This window comes from Streptomyces sp. LZ34 (genome assembly GCF_053890475.1).
This window is the reverse complement of the sequence record NZ_CM132680.1, coordinates 8,234,974-8,251,073: the sequence shown is the minus strand read 5'-3', so window position 1 is coordinate 8,251,073 and position 16,100 is coordinate 8,234,974. Positions and strand designations below refer to the sequence as shown.

The 16,100-nt window shown below is 73.0% G+C and carries 11 protein-coding genes and 1 pseudogene; 7 read left to right on the top strand and 5 right to left on the bottom strand.

What is annotated here, in order from left to right:
- Window position 1 precedes the first annotated feature (1 nt).
- Window positions 2-1,156, bottom strand: a complete 1,155-nt coding sequence (locus ACWY4P_RS34770) for a Gfo/Idh/MocA family protein (protein WP_456204510.1) — start codon at window positions 1,154-1,156, stop codon at window positions 2-4.
- A gap of 265 nt (window positions 1,157-1,421) precedes the next feature.
- Here ACWY4P_RS34770 and ACWY4P_RS34765 point away from each other — a divergent pair, with 265 nt between their 5' ends.
- Both ACWY4P_RS34765 and ACWY4P_RS34760 read left to right on the top strand, forming a co-directional pair.
- A complete protein-coding gene (locus ACWY4P_RS34765) occupies window positions 1,422-2,480 on the top strand; it encodes a LacI family DNA-binding transcriptional regulator (RefSeq protein WP_456204509.1) in 1,059 nt (352 codons plus the stop codon).
- Window positions 2,481-2,943: 463 nt separating this feature from the next.
- On the top strand, window positions 2,944-3,876 hold the full coding sequence (locus ACWY4P_RS34760) for a bifunctional helix-turn-helix transcriptional regulator/GNAT family N-acetyltransferase (RefSeq protein ID WP_456204508.1): 933 nt from the start codon (window positions 2,944-2,946) through the stop codon (window positions 3,874-3,876).
- Here ACWY4P_RS34760 and ACWY4P_RS34755 read toward each other — a convergent pair.
- On the bottom strand, window positions 3,857-4,567 hold the full coding sequence (locus ACWY4P_RS34755; RefSeq protein ID WP_456204507.1) for a lytic polysaccharide monooxygenase auxiliary activity family 9 protein: 711 nt from the start codon (window positions 4,565-4,567) through the stop codon (window positions 3,857-3,859). The two genes, ACWY4P_RS34760 and ACWY4P_RS34755, sit on opposite strands and share 20 nt — an antisense overlap.
- Before the next feature lie 328 nt (window positions 4,568-4,895).
- Between ACWY4P_RS34755 and ACWY4P_RS34750 the strand changes: the two genes are divergently transcribed.
- Together ACWY4P_RS34750 and ACWY4P_RS34745 are read left to right on the top strand one after the other, a co-directional pair.
- Window positions 4,896-5,951 carry a methyltransferase gene (locus tag ACWY4P_RS34750; RefSeq protein WP_456204506.1) on the top strand — a complete coding sequence of 352 codons (1,056 nt, stop codon included), beginning with the start codon at window positions 4,896-4,898 and terminating at the stop codon, window positions 5,949-5,951.
- 25 nt (window positions 5,952-5,976) lie between these two features.
- Window positions 5,977-6,651, top strand: a pseudogene (locus ACWY4P_RS34745) (sugar phosphate isomerase/epimerase family protein); the annotation flags it as partial.
- On the opposite strand, the gene ACWY4P_RS34740 reads toward ACWY4P_RS34745, so the two are convergent.
- Entirely contained in the window at window positions 6,641-7,639 is a 999-nt protein-coding gene (locus tag ACWY4P_RS34740) for an EamA family transporter (protein WP_456204505.1), read from the bottom strand. The pseudogene ACWY4P_RS34745 and the gene ACWY4P_RS34740 overlap by 11 nt on opposite strands.
- 106 nt (window positions 7,640-7,745) lie before the next feature.
- On the opposite strand from ACWY4P_RS34740, the gene ACWY4P_RS34735 reads away from it, so the two are divergent.
- From ACWY4P_RS34735 to ACWY4P_RS34725, 3 genes are all read left to right on the top strand, one after another.
- Complete coding sequence (locus ACWY4P_RS34735) at window positions 7,746-8,651, top strand: LysR family transcriptional regulator (protein ID WP_456204504.1); 906 nt, start codon at window positions 7,746-7,748, stop codon at window positions 8,649-8,651.
- Between the two features lie 106 nt (window positions 8,652-8,757).
- Window positions 8,758-9,375, top strand: coding sequence for a hypothetical protein (locus tag ACWY4P_RS34730; protein ID WP_456204503.1), 618 nt, complete (start codon window positions 8,758-8,760; stop codon window positions 9,373-9,375).
- Between the two features lie 156 nt (window positions 9,376-9,531).
- A complete protein-coding gene (locus ACWY4P_RS34725; RefSeq protein WP_456204502.1) occupies window positions 9,532-11,484 on the top strand; it encodes a glycoside hydrolase family 3 protein in 1,953 nt (650 codons plus the stop codon).
- A gap of 6 nt (window positions 11,485-11,490) precedes the next feature.
- Here the strand turns inward: ACWY4P_RS34725 and ACWY4P_RS34720 are convergent, their stop codons facing one another.
- Together ACWY4P_RS34720 and ACWY4P_RS34715 are read right to left on the bottom strand one after the other, a co-directional pair.
- Entirely contained in the window at window positions 11,491-12,846 is a 1,356-nt protein-coding gene (locus ACWY4P_RS34720; protein ID WP_456204501.1) for a lanthionine synthetase C family protein, read from the bottom strand.
- Window positions 12,843-16,025, bottom strand: a complete 3,183-nt coding sequence (locus ACWY4P_RS34715) for a lantibiotic dehydratase (protein WP_456204500.1) — start codon at window positions 16,023-16,025, stop codon at window positions 12,843-12,845. Before ACWY4P_RS34715 ends, ACWY4P_RS34720 begins: the two co-directional genes overlap by 4 nt.
- Window positions 16,026-16,100: the final 75 nt, after the last annotated feature.

Genomic DNA, 16,100 nt, shown 5'->3' with positions numbered 1-16,100 from the left:
CTCAGTTCTCCTTGGTGGCGACAGGGGCCCAGTCGGGGTGGTCGCCGTGCATGGCGTCGTAGTACGGGTCCCCAGGGGCGATCTCGCCGGCGTGGACGGGCCGTCCGGTGAAGGCCGACTTGTAGAGCGCGGCGAGGAATTCGAGGGTGCGGCGGGCGTCCGCGCCGCTGCCCGGGGGGCGTACCCCGTCCCGCATCGCGTCCAGCACCACGGTCAGCTGGGCCGTGTGCGAGCTGGGCAGGTCCGCGGCGGGGGTGCGCCAGTGGGCGATGCGGTCGGCGGCGTCACGGGTGTGCGGGGCGGGGGTGTAGACCCAGTCGTCGTTGCTGTGCCCGTACAGGTGGGTGAGCTCCACGGTGGCGTCGGCGCAGTCGATGCGGATCCGGCTGACCTCGTCCGGCGACACCACGCTGTTGACGACGGTGGCCATGGTGCCGTTCGCGAAGCGGACGAGCGCGGTGGAGACGTCCTCGCTCTCCACGTCGTGGACCAGCCGCCCGGCCATGGCCCGTATCTCGGTCCAGTCGCCGAGGAGGTGGAGCAGCAGGTCCATCTGGTGGATGCCGTGGCCCATGGAGGGGCCGCCGCCCTCGCTGTCCCAGCGGCCGCGCCAGGGCACCGCGTAGTAGTCGGTGTTGCGGTACCAGGTGGTCTGGCAGTGGGCGACCAGGGGCTTGCCGAGCTCGCCGCTGGTGAGCAGCTCGCGGGCGTGGACGGCACCCGAGCCGTAGCGGTGCTGGAAGACCACGGACGCGTACGGGCCGCCGTCGGGCTTCTCGGCCGCCGCGATCTCGTCGTACTCGGCGAGCGTGAGGCACAGCGGCTTCTCGCACAGCGCCCAGGCGCCGGAGCGCAGGGCCGCCACGGTCTGCTCGCGGTGGAGGGAGGGCGGGGTGCCGATGAGCACCAGGTCCGGGTGCTCGGCCGCCAGCATGGCGGCCAGGTCGGTGTAGCCGGTCACGGTGAATCCGGGGCCCGTCTCACCGGGCTCGGCGGCCTGGGTGCGGAAGGCCTCCAGGCGGCCCTCGTCCACGTCGACCGCCGCGACGAGGTCCACGCGGTCGGCGTGCGCGCGCAGCGCGGGCAGATGGCTGCCGGAGACAATGCCTCCGGTGCCGACGACTGCGGCACGGATACGGGTGGTGGCTGCGGCCATGGACAGGGCTCCTCGCCGAGGGAAAGCGCTTGCTGGGGAGGACCCTAGACATGGTCCGGATGACCGGACAAGACCTGGGAGAGCACAATCGGGCCCCTGCTGAAACTTTCGGACCAGGGGGAAGGAACAGGCGCGCGGGCCGGGCTCCTCCGCGGGCGATGCGCCCGGGCATCCCTCTCCGGCACCCACCCTGACCAGTGAGAGCATGGCCCGTGCGCGAAGGAGCGCACGCGGCGCCACCAGGTGACCATCCAACGGAGGAATCATGGCAGTGACCCTGGCCGATGTGGCCGCACGGGCGCGGGTCTCGGCGGCCACGGTGTCGCGCGTCCTGAGCGGAAACTACCCGGTCGCCGAGTCGACCCGGGCCCGGGTGCTGCGTGCGGTGGACGACCTGGAGTACGTGGTCAACGGCCCGGCGAGCGCGCTCGCCGCCGCCACCTCGGATCTGGTGGGCGTGCTCGTCAACGACATCGCGGACCCCTTCTTCGGGATCATGGCCGGGGCCGTGCAGTCAGAGATGGGGGCGGTCACGGGCGCGGAGTCCGGCCGCCACGGCGAGAAGCTCGCCGTGATCTGCAACACCGGCGGCTCCCCGGAGCGCGAACTCACCTATCTCACCCTGCTTCAGCGGCAGCGCGCCGCCGCGGTCGTGCTCACCGGCGGCGCGGTCGAGCACCCCGACCACATGGCCGCGGTCGCCGCCAAGGCGTCCCGCCTGGCCGCGTCCGGCACCCGCGTGGTGCTGTGCGGCCGCCCCCAGATCGAGGACGCGGTCACCCTCACCTTCGACAACCGCGGCGGCGCCCGGCGGCTCACCGAGCACCTGCTGGCCCTCGGCCACCGCCGGATCGGCTATGTGGCGGGCCCCGCCGAGCGCACCACGACCCGCGACCGCCTCGAGGGGCATCGCGCGGCCATGTCGGCGGCGGGCCTCGACGAGGGAACGCACCGGCTGACCGTGCACGGCCTGTACGACCGCTCCTCCGGCTATGACGCCACGCTCGAACTGCTGCGCCGCGACGACGCGTTGACCGCCATCGTGGCCGCCAACGACACCATCGCGCTCGGTGTCTGCGCGGCGCTGCGCGACCAGGGGCTGCGGATCCCGGAGGACGTGTCGGTCGCCGGCTTCGACGACCTGCCCTTCAGCGCGGACGCGGTCCCGGCCCTCACCACGGTCCGGCTCCCCCTCCATGAGGCGGGCGCCCGCGCCGGACGCCTGGCGCTGGGCCGCGAGCCGCAGCCGCCGGGCGGGGTGGCGATGGTGCGCTCCGAGCTGATGGCCCGGGCGTCCACGGCCCCGCCGCGGGCTGTCGGGTAAGCGTCCGAAGCGCCGCCCTCGGTTTCCGCTGTTGGTTTCCGCTGTCGGGTTTCGCTGTCGGGTTTCGCTGTCGGGTTTCGCTGTCGGGTTTCGCTGTCGGGTTTCGCTGTCGGGTTTCGCTGTCGGGTTTTGATGCCGGGTTTTGATGCCGGGTTTTGATGCCGGGTTTTGATGCCGGGTTTTGATGCCGGGTTCTGCTGGTGTGGCTGGTTGGGCTCAGCCCGGTGCGGCCTCGCGCCGCGGGGCGGCATGGCCGGACGCCGGGCGCGCCTCTCGTCTCGCGCCTTCGGCGCACAGCGGCGGGCTACGGGTGAGGAGGGGGAGGGCTCGGGCGCGTTGCCGGGCAGCGGCCGGGAGCGGGCTCTCCTGATCCAGCCGATCGAGAGCCCCGGGACACCCCTGCTGTTTTGAAAGTGCTTGATCTGGAGCAAGTATCAGGTCAAGCGATATTCGGGAGGGGCCCATGTCCGACGACCTCGACACCGCCATCGACGAGGTGCGCGCCTTCAACCGGCTGTACACCCGCCTCATCGGCGTCCTCGACTATCCGGGCCGGCTGCACACCCCGTACACCCTCAGCGAGGCCCGCATCCTGTACGAGCTCGCCCAGCGCGAGCTCGTCCATGTCTCGGCACTCCGTGATGGCCTGGGGCTGACCGCTGCCCATATGAGCCGGACGCTCGGCCGCTTCGAGGAGCAGGGCCTGATCACCCGCGAGCGCAACGCCCGCGACGCCCGCCACCAGCAGGTCTCCCTCACCGCCGAGGGGCGGGCCGCCGCGGCCGAACTGGACCGCAAGTCACGGGAGTCGGTCGGGCGGCTGCTGGCCCGGCTGGACCGGCCGCAGCTGCGTCGGCTGCGCGAGGCGTTGGCGACCGCGCGCGGCGTGTTCTCCGGCGCGCCGGAGCGAGTGCGGCTGCGCGGTCCGGGCCCCGGCGATCTCGGCTGGATCGTGCAGCGGCACGGCGCGCTGTACGCCAAGGAGTACGGCTGGAATGCCGAGTTCGAGGCTCTGGTGGCGCGGATCGTCGGCGATTTCGGTATGGATTGCGATACGGCGTACGAACGCGCTTGGATCGCGGAGCTCGGCGGGCGTCCGGTCGGGTCGGTGCTGTGCGTACGGGACGAGGCACCCGAGACGGCCCGGCTGCGGCTGCTGCTCGTCGAGCCGGACGCCCGGGGGTTCGGGATCGGCGACCGGTTGGTGGGGGCGTGCGTGGACTTCGCCCGCGAGGCCGGCTACCGCGAGCTGGTGCTGTGGACCAACGACGTCCTGACCGCCGCCCGCCGGATCTACCAGCGGGCGGGGTTCGAGCTGATCGCCGAGAAGCGGCACCACAGCTACGGGGTCGATCTCGTCGGTCAGGACTGGCGGCTCACCCTCCGGGGAAGATGACGTCACTGCACGAGTAGAACGACTGGTCGAAGTGGCTGGCCTGCCAGATCATGAAGACGACATGGCGGCCGGTGCGCCCGGGGGCGTTGACCGGGATCGAGACGGTGACCCCGTTGAGCGCGGGGTCGGTGGAGGGCTCCCCCACTCCGGGAGCGATCTTGCCTGTCTGGGCGACCAGTTCGAGGTTGCTCCAGCGCAGCGGCTGGGTGGTGGCGTCGTACCCCTGCTTGGTGACGTAGATGCGGTAGTAGTCGGCGCCGTGCTTGGCCTGGTCGTGGTTCTTGAAGGTGAAGCTGTTGCTGACGGACGTGGCCTCCCACTTGCCCGGCACGTCCATCGCGTTGTAGCGGCCGGAGGAGGTGTGCCCGGCGCTGCAGAGCTGGCCGTCGGGGAGGGCGGCCTGGTGGTTGCCCGCGACGCCTTCCCGGTAGAGGCCGTTCCAGTTCCACATGGCGTTGGTGTCGGCCTGCCAGGCCTGCCAGCACATGGGGTCCTTGGTCTTCATCTCCGGGTTCTGGAAGTCGCTGCCCCAGCGCTTCCAGCAGCCGTAGTTGCGCGAGGCCGGGCCGATGGCCGAGCCGTGGGCGGCGGCGGTGTCCGCCAGCGGGATGGCGATCATCAGGACGGCGGCGGACGCGGCGGCCGAGGCCCGCGCCACCCACCATCTCCGGTTGTGCTCATGACAAATCATGGGGGCTCCAGGGTGTCCCTTGTTCTCCTCTGATACGGGGTGCGCGTGATATGCGGTGCGCGAATGCGCGGGAGCGCTCCCATCGTAGAACCGGGGCCCGAAGGCGGCCAGAGACCTGTAGGGGCGTCATCCGGCCGAAAACCGCTCGCGCCAAGCGCCCTTCGCGGGATAAGGAGTGAGCAGCCGCAACTGAACCAGAGCACGAGGTAACCCCCTGCGTACGCATCAGGTCATCGAATGGACCGAAGCCGGGCGGGCCCGCGACGCCCAATGGCGCTCCGAGAACGGCGCGCCGCCGCCCCGGCGGGTGGCGACCGCCGACGACCGCATGACGGCAGACACCGCCTACCGCCTGGCCTGCGAGGGCACCGCGCTGCTGTGGCACGGTGACTACCAGGGCGCCCGCCAGCTGCTGAACGCCATGGCCCGCCGCGCGGACCGGGGCCCGCGCCGCCCGCGCCCGCGGCGCGCCCCCGCGGCCTCCCCCGCCGAGGCGTTCCACCAGCACCGCCAGGCCCAGGCCCGGCGGGCCCGGGTGCTGGGCATGCTGCTCGTCCCGCTGGACGGCGACTACGGCATACCGCTGCGCCGCGCGCCCGACGTACGGCAGGCGTGCGCGGAGGCGTACGGACCGGCCGAAGGGCCCTCGGTGACGTCCCTGCGGGAACTGCTGGGCCTGATCGGCGCGCACGAGTGGCGCAGGAAGGGCGTCGTGGTGCCGGCCCTGGGCGGCGACCGGATCCATCCGCACTACGGCGTCTTCTCGCCGGTGCGCGGCGAGTACGTCGACCTGGTCGCCGAGGCGCCGCTGCCCGATGACACGCTCCTGGCCTACGACATCGGCACGGGGACGGGCGTCCTGGCCGCCGTGCTCGCCCGCCGGGGCGTGCGGCGCGTCGTGGCCACGGACCAGGACCCGCGCGCCCTGGCGTGCGCGCGCGAGAACGTCACCAGGCTCGGCCTGGCCGGACAGGTGGACGTCGTGCGGGAGGACCTCTTCCCGCCCGGCCGGGCCCCGCTCGTCGTCTGCAACCCGCCCTGGGTACCCGCCCGCCCCACCTCGCCGGTCGAGTACGCGGTCTACGACCCGGGCGGCCGGATGCTGCACGGCTTCCTCGACGGCCTGGCCGACCACCTCGCCCCGGGCGGCGAGGGCTGGCTGATTCTCTCCGACCTCGCCGAACACCTCGGCCTGCGCCCGCGCGCCGAGTTGCGGGCCGCGTTCGACGCGGCGGGGCTGAAGGTCGTGGACCGGATGGACATCCGTCCCGTCCACCGCCGCGCCACCGATCCGGACGACCCGCTGCACGAGGCCCGCGCGGCGGAGGTGACCTCGCTGTGGCGGCTGGCGGCCGGGTCGGCGCGTGGCACAGTGGAGGCCTGATCCCGCACGGAGAACCGGAGCCCGCATGCAGCTCGCCTTCTCGACCCTCGGCGTCCCCGGCCTGCCCGTCCCGGAGGTGGCGCGGCTCGCCGCCGACACCGGCTACCACGGCGTCGAGCTGCGGGCGCACCCCGAGGAGCCGGTGCACCCGGGGATCGGGGCAGCCGAACGGGCGCGCGTGGTGGCGGAGTTCCAGGCCGCCGGGGTGGCGGTGCTGACGGTCGCCGGGTACGTACGGTCCGCCGCGCCCGGGCCGGACGAGCCGGCGCTGCACGAGCTGCGGGAGCTCCTGCGACTCGCCCATGACCTGGGCGCGGCCCACGTCCGGGTCTTCCCCGGCGGCGGTGACCTCGACACCGCCGAAGCCGACGCGAACGCCGCCCGCCGCCTCGCGACCGCCGCACCGTACGCCGCCGACCTGGGCGTACGGCTGCTCCTCGAGACGCATGACTCGCACCGCACCGGGGCCGACGTGGCCCGCGTCCTGGGGCAGGTCGGCCACCTGAGCGTGGGCGCGATCTGGGATGTGATGCACCCCTGGCTGGGGGGCGAGGACCCCTCCGTCACCCATGCGGCGCTCGCGCCGTACCTGGGCTATATGCAGGTCAAGGACATCGCCTCGGCCGACGACACCACCCCGCTCCCGCTGGGCGCGGGGGTGCTGCCGCTGGCCGAGTGCGTGGAGCTGCTCAGCCGCGCGGGCTGGGACGGCTGGCTGTGCTGGGAGTACGAGAAGCGGTGGTACCCGCAAGCGGCGGAGCTTCCGGGGCTGCTTCCCGCGGCCCGGGACCATCTGCTGCGGCTGCTCTCCGAGGCAGCCTGAGAGAGAGCGAGCTCAGCGACGACAGCGACGTCAGGGCCACGCCGCCGACCAGCAGCGCCGCCGCGAGCCAGCGCAGCGGGCTGATGCCCTCCCCCAGCACCAGCGCGGCCGAGGACATCCCGAAGACCGGCACCAGCAGGGTGAAGGGCGCGACCGCCGAGGCGTCGTAGGTCCGCAGCAGGAAGTTCCAGGCGCCGAAGCCGCCGAGGGTCACGATCCAGGCGACGTAGACGATCACGCCCGCCCCGGTCCAGTCGAGCGAGCGCAGCGCCTCCAGACCGGGGTCCGCGCCCTCGAACATCAGCGACAGCCCGAGCAGCGGCACCACCGGCACCAGGCTCACCCAGACCATGAAGCTGAGCGGGTCGGGCGGCGCGGCCTTGCGGGTCAGGACATTCGACACACCCCAGAACACGGCGGCGGCGATCACCAGCAGGAAGGCGAGAAGCGGCCCGGACGTGCCCTCGTCCACGGCGGCCACCGCGATACCGGCGAGGGCCACGGCCATGCCCGCCAGCCGGGTGCGGTTCGGCCGCTCGCCGAGCACCACGGCCGCGAACAGCGCCGTGAACACGGCCTGGACCTGCAACACCAGCGAGGACAGCCCGGCGGGCATCCCCTCGTGCATGCCGATGAACAGCAGCCCGAACTTCGCCACGCCCAGCGCGAGGCCGACCCCGAGGACCCACTTCCACGCGACCTTCGGCCGGCCGACCAGGAAGACGGCGGGCAGCGCCGCGACGAGGAAGCGCAGCGCGCAGAACAGCAGGGGCGGAAAGTGGTCGAGCCCGATGTCGATGACGACGAAGTTGACGCCCCACACGGCGGTGACGAGGACGGCCAAAAGAATGTGTGCTGGTCGCATGGGTAGAGGATCACGGCAGCCGACCTTGTAGCACCAGCGCGGATTCCTTCATGGTTGGATGCAGCATCTCTGAAAGGAAGCAGCATTTCTGAAAGGAAGAGACACGATGCTCGACCTGGCCCGGCTGCGGGCGCTGCACGCGGTCTCCGTGCACGGATCGGTCAGCGCGGCGGCCACCGCGCTCGGCTACACCCCGTCCGCCGTCTCCCAGCAGATCGCCAAGCTGGAGCGGGAGACCCGCACCACCCTGCTGGAGCGCCAGGGCCGGGGCATCGCGCTGACCGACGCGGCCCAGCACCTGGCCGCCACCGCCCAGCAGCTGCTGGCGATCGTGGAGCGGGCCGAGACCACGCTGGAGGAGCGGCGCGGGCTGCCCACCGGGCGGCTGGTGATCGGCGCCTTCGCCTCCGCGGCGCGCGGACTGCTGCCCCAGGTGCTCGCCGAACTCGCCGAGCGGCACCGGTCCTTGGACGCCCGGCTCATCGAGGTCGACCCGCATCTCTCCGTCGACCTCGTGGCACAAGGCGTGATCGACGTCGCGGTCGCCCACGACTGGGACATCGCGCCACTGCCCTCCCCCGACGGCCTGGAGCGGGCGGTCATCGGCGACGACCTGTGCGATGTCCTCGTACCGGCCGGGCACCCGCTGGCCGGTCTCGGCCGACTGCGCCGCGAGGACCTGCCGGGACAGCGGTGGATCTGCCAGCCGCCGGGGTCGGTGTGCCACGACTGGCTGGTGCGGACGCTGCGCGCCTGGGGCCACGAGCCGGACCTCGCGTACCAGGCGGCGGAGAACCACACCCAGATCGCCCTGATCGCGGCGGGCCTCGGCGTCGCCCTGATGCCCCGCCTGGGCCGCGGCCCGCTGCCGGACGGCGTGCTGGCGGTCCCCCTCGAACCGGTGCCGGTACGCCGCCTGTACGCCCTGTGGCGCACGGGCGCGGCCCGCCGCCCGGCCATCACGGAGACCGTACGGCTGCTGCGCGCCCACTGGCCGCAGCGGGCGGGCTGACGCGCCACGGCGGCACCCCCCACGAGCAGCAGGCGCACCACCCACTCGGCGCACCCCGCGGCGCGCCCGCCACCGACCGCACAGCGACCGCTGCCACCATGGCCGCATGCGTCCCACCCCGCTCCCGTTCCCCGCGGCCGCGGCCGCGGCCCGCACGGAACCGGCCCGGGGCGCGGGCCGTCCAAGCGGTGTGCTGCTGGTGAGTCTCCGCAGAGCGGTATCGGCCTCGCTGCTGGCTGCGTCGCTGACCACCCTCTCCGCCGCCTGCGGCCAGCAGCACACCGCCGTCGGCGTGCCCCCCATCAACCGCGCCGACGGCGGCACCCCGAGCTCCCCGCCCGGCACGCCGTATCGCCAGGGCCGCGTCGACTCCGGGCTCGCCTACTTCACGGGCGCGCCCGGCGCGGTCCGGCAGGTGCGTGCGGTGCTGCGCGGGCCGGAGGGGGTTGACGCCTTCGCCCGGCAGTTCGGCAAGCGGTCGGGCGAGATCGCCGACAAGGCCGAGGGCACCGACTTCACCCGCACCACCCTGGTCGGCTGGGCGACGACCACCGGATGCGCCCAGTGGCCTTCCGCCACCCTCCACCGCGCCGGTGACACACTGAAGCTGATCGCGGGCCCGCACCCCGAGCCGCCGCCGGAGTGCTTCGTGCCCTTCCATGTGATCGCCGTCTTCGAGGTGCCCAAGGACCGGATGCCGGCGCGGCCGCGCTTCGCCGACTGACCGTCCCGGGTCACTCCCGGACATCGTTCGAGCATCGCGCGATCGGTGTCATATGCCAATTGACCGAGGCTGTATCGATGCTGTTTCCCTCGGTGACCTGGCGCCACTCGGATTGACGTGACGTCACTTCCCCCATATTTTCCGAATGTTCGTGTCATGCGGACCACAGCCACCCCCTCCTCGACCTCGACGGAAGGAGTGCGGGTGCTCGACCCGGCATTCCCCAAGGCGGCCTCCCGCCGCGCCCTGCTGGCCGCCGCCCTCGCGACCGCGGCCGCCGCCTGTTCCCCCCAGCCGCCCTCCGCCGCCCGGGAGGCCCCGTCGACCCGCCGCGCCGCCGGCCCGGCCCCGGCGGCCGGCAGCGCCGAACGCCGGGACCGCGACCGGGAGCGGGCCGAGGCGCTCCTGGGCCGGATGACCCTCGACGAGAAGATCGGCCAGCTCTTCGTCATGCGGGTCTACGGCCATTCGGCCACCGCCCCCACCCCCGCCGACGCCGCGCAGAACCGCAAGGAGACAGGCGTCGCCAACGCGGCCGAGCTGATCGCGAAGTACCACGTCGGCGGCATCATGTACGCCGGGTGGGCGCACAACATCCGCGACCCCCACCAGCTCGCCGCCCTCTCCCACGGCATCCAGAAGGCCGCGCTCGCGGGCCCCACCCCCGTCCCCGCGCTGCTGACCGTCGACCAGGAGCACGGCATCGTCGCCCGCGTCGGCGCGCCCGCCACCCTCCTCCCCGGCGCGATGGCGCTCGGCGCGGGCCGCAGCGCCCGCGACGCCCGCACCGCCGCCCGGATCGCCGGGGCCGAGCTCGCCGCGCTCGGCATCCGGCAGGACTACGCGCCCGTCGCGGACGTCAACGTCGACCCGGCCAACCCGGTCATCGGCGTACGCTCCTTCGGCGCCGACCCGAAGGCCGTGGCCCGGCTGGTCGCGGCCCAGGTGGAGGGCTATCAGAGCGCCGGGGTCGCGGCCACCGCCAAGCACTTCCCCGGGCACGGCGACACGTCCGTGGACAGCCATGTCGGCCTCCCGGTCATCACGCACTCCCGGGCGGAGTGGGAACGGCTGGACGCGCCGCCGTTCCGGGCCGCCATCGCGGCGGGCGTCGACGCGATCATGACGGCGCATCTGCTGTTCCCCGCGCTCGACCCCGTCGACGACCCGGCCACGCTCTCCAAGCCCATCCTCACCGGGGTGCTGCGCGGTGAACTCGGCTTCCGCGGCGTGGTGGTGACGGACTCGCTCGGCATGGCCGGCGTGCGGAAGAAGTACGGCGACGACCGGGTGCCCGTCCTGGCCCTGAAGGCGGGCGCGGACCAGTTGCTCAACCCGCCGGACCTGCGGGCCGCCTGGACGGGCGTCCACCGGGCCGTACGGGGCGGCGAGCTCAGCGAGGCGCGCATCGAGGAATCCGTCCTCCGCATCCTGGAACTCAAGGCGCGCCGGGGCCTGTTGGACCACCCGTACACCGACGACAGCCAGGTCGCCCGCACGGTCGGCACCCGCGAGCACCGCGCCGCCGCCGACCGGATCGCCGAGCGCACCACCACCCTGCTCGTCAACGACGGCCGCCTGCTGCCGCTGTCCCGCCGCCGCCACCGCAAGCTGCTGGTCGTGGGCCCGGACCCGGCCGCCCCCTCCGGCACCGGCGGCCCGCCGACGGCCGTCCTCGCCCGCGCCCTGACCGCCCTCGGCTTCACCGCCGAGGCCGTGTCCACCGGCGCCGCGCCCGACCCGGCGCCGGAGCGGATCAAGGCGGCGGTCGCGGCGGCGCGGGGGCGGGACGCGGTGATCGTGGCGACGTACGACGTCGACGCGGGCTCCCACCAGCGCACGCTGGTCTCCGCGCTCGCCGCCACGGGCGTTCCGCTGGTCCATGTGGCCATCCGGAACCCCTACGACATCGCGCAGCTGACCGGCGCTTCGGGCCAGGGCCCCGCGGCCTCCCTGGCCACCTACTGCTGGACGGACGTCGAACTGCGCGCCGCCGCCCGGGTCATCGCGGGCCGGGCCAACCCGCGCGGCAGGCTGCCCGTCCCCGTGCGGCGCGCGCACGCGCCGCACGGGGTGCTGTATCCGGTGGGCCACGGCCTGTCGTACTGAGCTCGGTCAGGACAGCAGCAAGGGCATGTCCCAGCCGGATGAGGTGGTTCCCGCCGCGTAGGAATCGAGGGCCAGGGCGACGCCCGCGGCACCGTCCAGGTAGCCCGAGACGTCGGAGCCGTAGGGCACCGCTGTCATGGTGAAGCGGTGGCCGAACGGCAGGTCCGGGTCGAAGGCACTGGTCAACTCGGTGGCCAGCCGGTCCCGGAGAACCTCGATCCGCGGGTCACCGAAGTGTTCGTTGAGACGGCCGAGTTGGTGCAGGGCGCCTGCCCAGCCGTGGCACAGGGCGTGATCGTGGATGCCCCAGTCGTGGATGGGCAGGGTCAGCAGCCGCTCTGCCGACGCTCGCGACAGGGCCGCCCAGTCTTGGCGTCCCAGCGCCAGTCCGGCCAGTTGGAGGGCGCGAGAGACGCCGGGTGCGCCGTAGCACCACGACGGCCATCCGGCAGGATCGCCGTACCCCTCCGGGCCGGCGAGCCACTGGGTGAGGCTGAGATGACCGGGCCAGAAGACGCCGTGCCTGTCTTTGACCGACCACCGCACCAGGAGGTCCGCCGTGGACTCGATGGCCTCCCGCTGATCCGGGAGCCTGACGCCCTGCTGCCAGGCGAGGGACATCAGCGCGAGAGGGCCCGCGACGCCGTGTGAGATGCCGAGGTTGAGGTGGCCGTCGGGAAACGCGGCCTCCGAACCGATGCGTGGAGCGTCCAGAGCCCACCACCGGGGCACGCGGTGCCCGCGGTGCCCAACGGTCCCGCGCGCCAGGCGTATCAAGTAGTCGAGGACGCTTTCGAGCGCCTCACCGCAGCTCTCGACGCGGGCGAGAAGGTAGCGGCCGACTCCGGTCAAACCGCGGACCACCTCGTAGTGGCCGATGGTGGGAAGTGGGGCATCGTCCTCGACCGGAGGCAGTACGGTGCGCACCAGATCACGCTGGTAGGCGTCGAGACGCTGGAGCGCGGAGAGGTAGCCGCCGGTGCTGCGATGGGCGAGCAGCACCGCGAAGGCCAGTGCTCCCGGCCCCTTGAAGACACCGCTCGGGACGACGGTCCCGGAGGCCACTGCCCGTGTCGCCACTCCAAGATAGGCATGCGCCCGGGGCGCCTGCTCAGCTGCGCGGTGGCTCACTCCGCTGAACGCGATGGACAGGCCGGGGCTTCCGCTGCCGAGGGTCAGTTCGGCCCAGACGCCTTCGGGGACACCGTCGTCGGCGGCCTCGGCAGGGATGCGTGTGGCGGCCATGGTGGCAGCGGGGTCGGCCAGCTGGTCGAGGATCTGGGCGGATACGGCCAGCGCACGTTCACGTACAGCGGCACGTTCACTCGCAGTGGCCCGCTCGCCGCGGGCTGTGCCGCTCATCCGGCCCTCCCGGGGGTCGGCTGGGAAGAGGTGGCGGGGCGGGTCGCGTGAGCCCTCCTTCCGATGTGGGCGCGGGCCACGCCGCGAAGTACGGCGTATCCGCGGGCCTCCGCCGCCGGACCGACGCCGAACAGGCGGTTGTGCCGCATATGGAGGAGGGAGAGCACCGCCTCGTCACGGTCGGCGGGTGAAGTGGCCAGGATCAGGCGGCCGTAGGCGCGCGGCTCCGGTGTCTCGGTCCATAGTCGCGCGAGCGCCGGGGACGACAGTTCCTGGGCGGCCAGGCGGGCGGTCTCACCGGTCTCGCCGGGGCGGATCAGGCGGTGGGCCGACGACCGATGCCGTTGGTACACGTCGTGTTCCGGTCCTTTGGTGAACATACGGTCCACCCAGGCGCACCAGTCCCAGTCCCCCAGGGAGTCCAGCAGGACAGCGTGTCCCAGGGCGGCCAGCACGTCGTCGGGCATGGCTGACGCTCCCGCCCCGCGCGCACGCAGCTGCAGCAGTGCGGAGAGGCTGTCGGTCTGGAAAAAACGCTCGGCCGCCTCCTGGGAGGAGTCGCCGCCGTAACGGTCGGTCTCGGGCCGGTACACGTCCAGGGCCATGGTGCGCAGCGCACCGGCACCGACCGAATTCCGGATGTGGCGGCTGAGGACGGGCAGGACACGACCGTTCAACACGTCCGGATCTCCATGGAAACGCACCCGCAGATGCGGCTCGGGATCCCGGTAGCGCAGGAAGAACCACCGGTCGACGTCCTTCTCGATTTCGGACAGCAAACTCGGCAGGTGGTTGGTCAACAGGGCGTTGTGGGACGCCGGTTCGGCGTACAGCTTGACGAACAGCCAGTCCTCGCCGGGCAGGTGGACCCGGGTCGGTGAACGCCGGACCGGCGTGGGGGCGGACGTCGCGGCCGGCGGACCGGGCTGCCGCGCCGAAGAAGACGCGGAGGACAGCGCGGAGGAACGGCGGGTCTCGGAGGCGCGTACCAGAGGCACCACGATCTCAGTGCTGTGCCCCGCGTTCCAGCCCAGGTTCGCACCGTCGGCGGTGATGTCCTCGTACAGGACGAAGCGGGGCTGCGATGCGGTCAGTTCGAAGCGCAGCAGGCCCTGGTCCCATGGGTCGCGCAAGTCGATCGGGTACATCTGATCATTCCTGGCGATCTGCACGCGGTCGGGTACCACCAGGCGCCGCCGCCACTCGCGCAGCCCCTCCTGCCACGCGGATCCGCCCTGCGCGCGGGCGGCGTCGCGAAGCCGTCGGCCCGGCAGCCAGCGGCGGGGGGCCGCCAGGACCCGGCCGTAGCGAACCCGGGGCAGGTAGGGAAGGACGTCCAAGCCGGCCCAGTCCCAGCCGGACCATACGCGGGGACGGGCCGCGGCCAGATCCGACAGGAAGCGGGCCACCGGGGGCGCCTGGGCGTCGAGCGCCAGCATGTGCGGGAACACCGGGATGACCTGACGACCAGTGGGTTCGTGCAGCAGTCTCAGTCCGTCCGCGCCGGCCGCCACCAGCAACGTGCGCCAGTCCAGGCAGTGGCGGTCGCCGCGGTCGTCGGCGACGCCGATGGGGATGCGGTACGCCAGCAGGCGCGGCACCTGGACGATGTTGAGCGAACGAGGGTCGTGGGGCGCGACGTCCACCTGCGCCGGCAGGCTGTCCGGGCCGCCGGAGTGCGAGACGAGCCGGGCGAGTTCCTCGGTGAGGCCGGTGGTGGCGGCGAATCGGCCCGCGGTGGCGCCGACCGTCCAGGAGCCGATGTGCGGGCTGCCGAGGAGCTGGAAGTCTCCCCGGTCCAGGGCGTCCAGGCTGTCCGCGAGAATCTGGAAGCACAGTTCAAGGGTGCGCGGAGGCCTGGTGTCAGGGTCGTGTCCTGCGGCGGTGGCCAGACGTTCCACGTCTTCGTCGGTGAGCTCGATGTCGGTTCCGGCAAGGACGGCCTGCTGGACGAGCTCCGCGATCACACCACGGCGCGGGCGGTCGGCGTCGTCACCCGGCCCCGTGCGCGGATGGACGGGCGGATCCGCGTACTCGGGCGGCAGCCCCAGCCCGCGGTGCGGGTCGACGAGATCGGCGAGGGGTACGGCCGATGCGGTTCCGTACCGCTCGATGAAACGGTCCCGGTAGTCCCGCATGTACTCGAGCGTCGTCCACTCGGGCGTCATCGCCCAGATCGCGGCGGCGTAGCGGCGCGCTTCCTCACCGACCGTGTGCGGTACGACGAAGTCGGCGGGCATCCGCAGATCGACGTGGACCGGTGGCCGCTGGTGCCCGTCACCGCTCTCCCCGGGTTCGTCGAGCCGACGGACCCGGTCGAGAAGTGCCTGCCAGGAGGCGAGTCCCTCGCCGGGAGGGTCCTGTTCATGAACGGCGGCGGCCGAGCGGATCGAGCGCAGTCCCGCGGCCGTGTCGGGAAGGGTGTCCTGGAGAGCGGCCTCTATCCGGTCGAGGAGCTCGTCGTCGATGCGATGCGGGGTCAGTGAGGTGAGCAGGAGGCCATGCTGGACGAGACCGCCGAGTTGGGCGTCGAGGCGCTCCGGGCCGAGTGCGGGGAAGCGGCGGGACAGCTCGTCGGACAGGGCGGTGTAGGGGACGGGGGCGACGGTGAGTTCGCGCACCGCGGCGACCATCGCGTTGTCGCGGACCGAGGTCTGCCGCTCGCCGGTGCGCAGCGTCAGTCGGCCGTCCCGGAGGACACACAGGTCGTTGAGGACGACATCCACCCGGCGGCGCACCCCGGGGTCGGCCAGCCAGGCCATCACGCGGCGGTGCAGCCAGGCACCGTCAAGACGAACCGACACCTCGCCGGAGCCCCCGAGCCCCGCCTTGGCAGCGGGGCCGAAGCGGGCCCTGCCCACTCCTGCGAAGAGCCCGAAGGGGGTGGGGCGTCCACCGGACCGCCGCGCGTACCGGGTGAGGGTCCGTGCGGCGCTCAGGGTGCGCTTGCGGCCGAGAGCCGCCGCCTCCTCGTCGTCGCCGAGGCGCCGGAGACTGAGGGCCAGACTGCCGCTGGCGACATGGACGGCCTGCTGGAGCAGGGGGTCGGCGGCCAGGCTGCGGATGCCGGGCACGGGGTCATCGGCGTTGATCACGGCCTCGGCGCGGCCCCGGGGCCTGCTCGCGATCCGTACCAGCACCGGTTCACGTACCTCGAAGAGTTCGAACTCCGGTCGCACGTTCCTGTTTCCTCGCCTCACCTGGGATACAGAACAGCGGGGCAGGCACTGCCTGCCCCGCTCGATCGTCCGGCC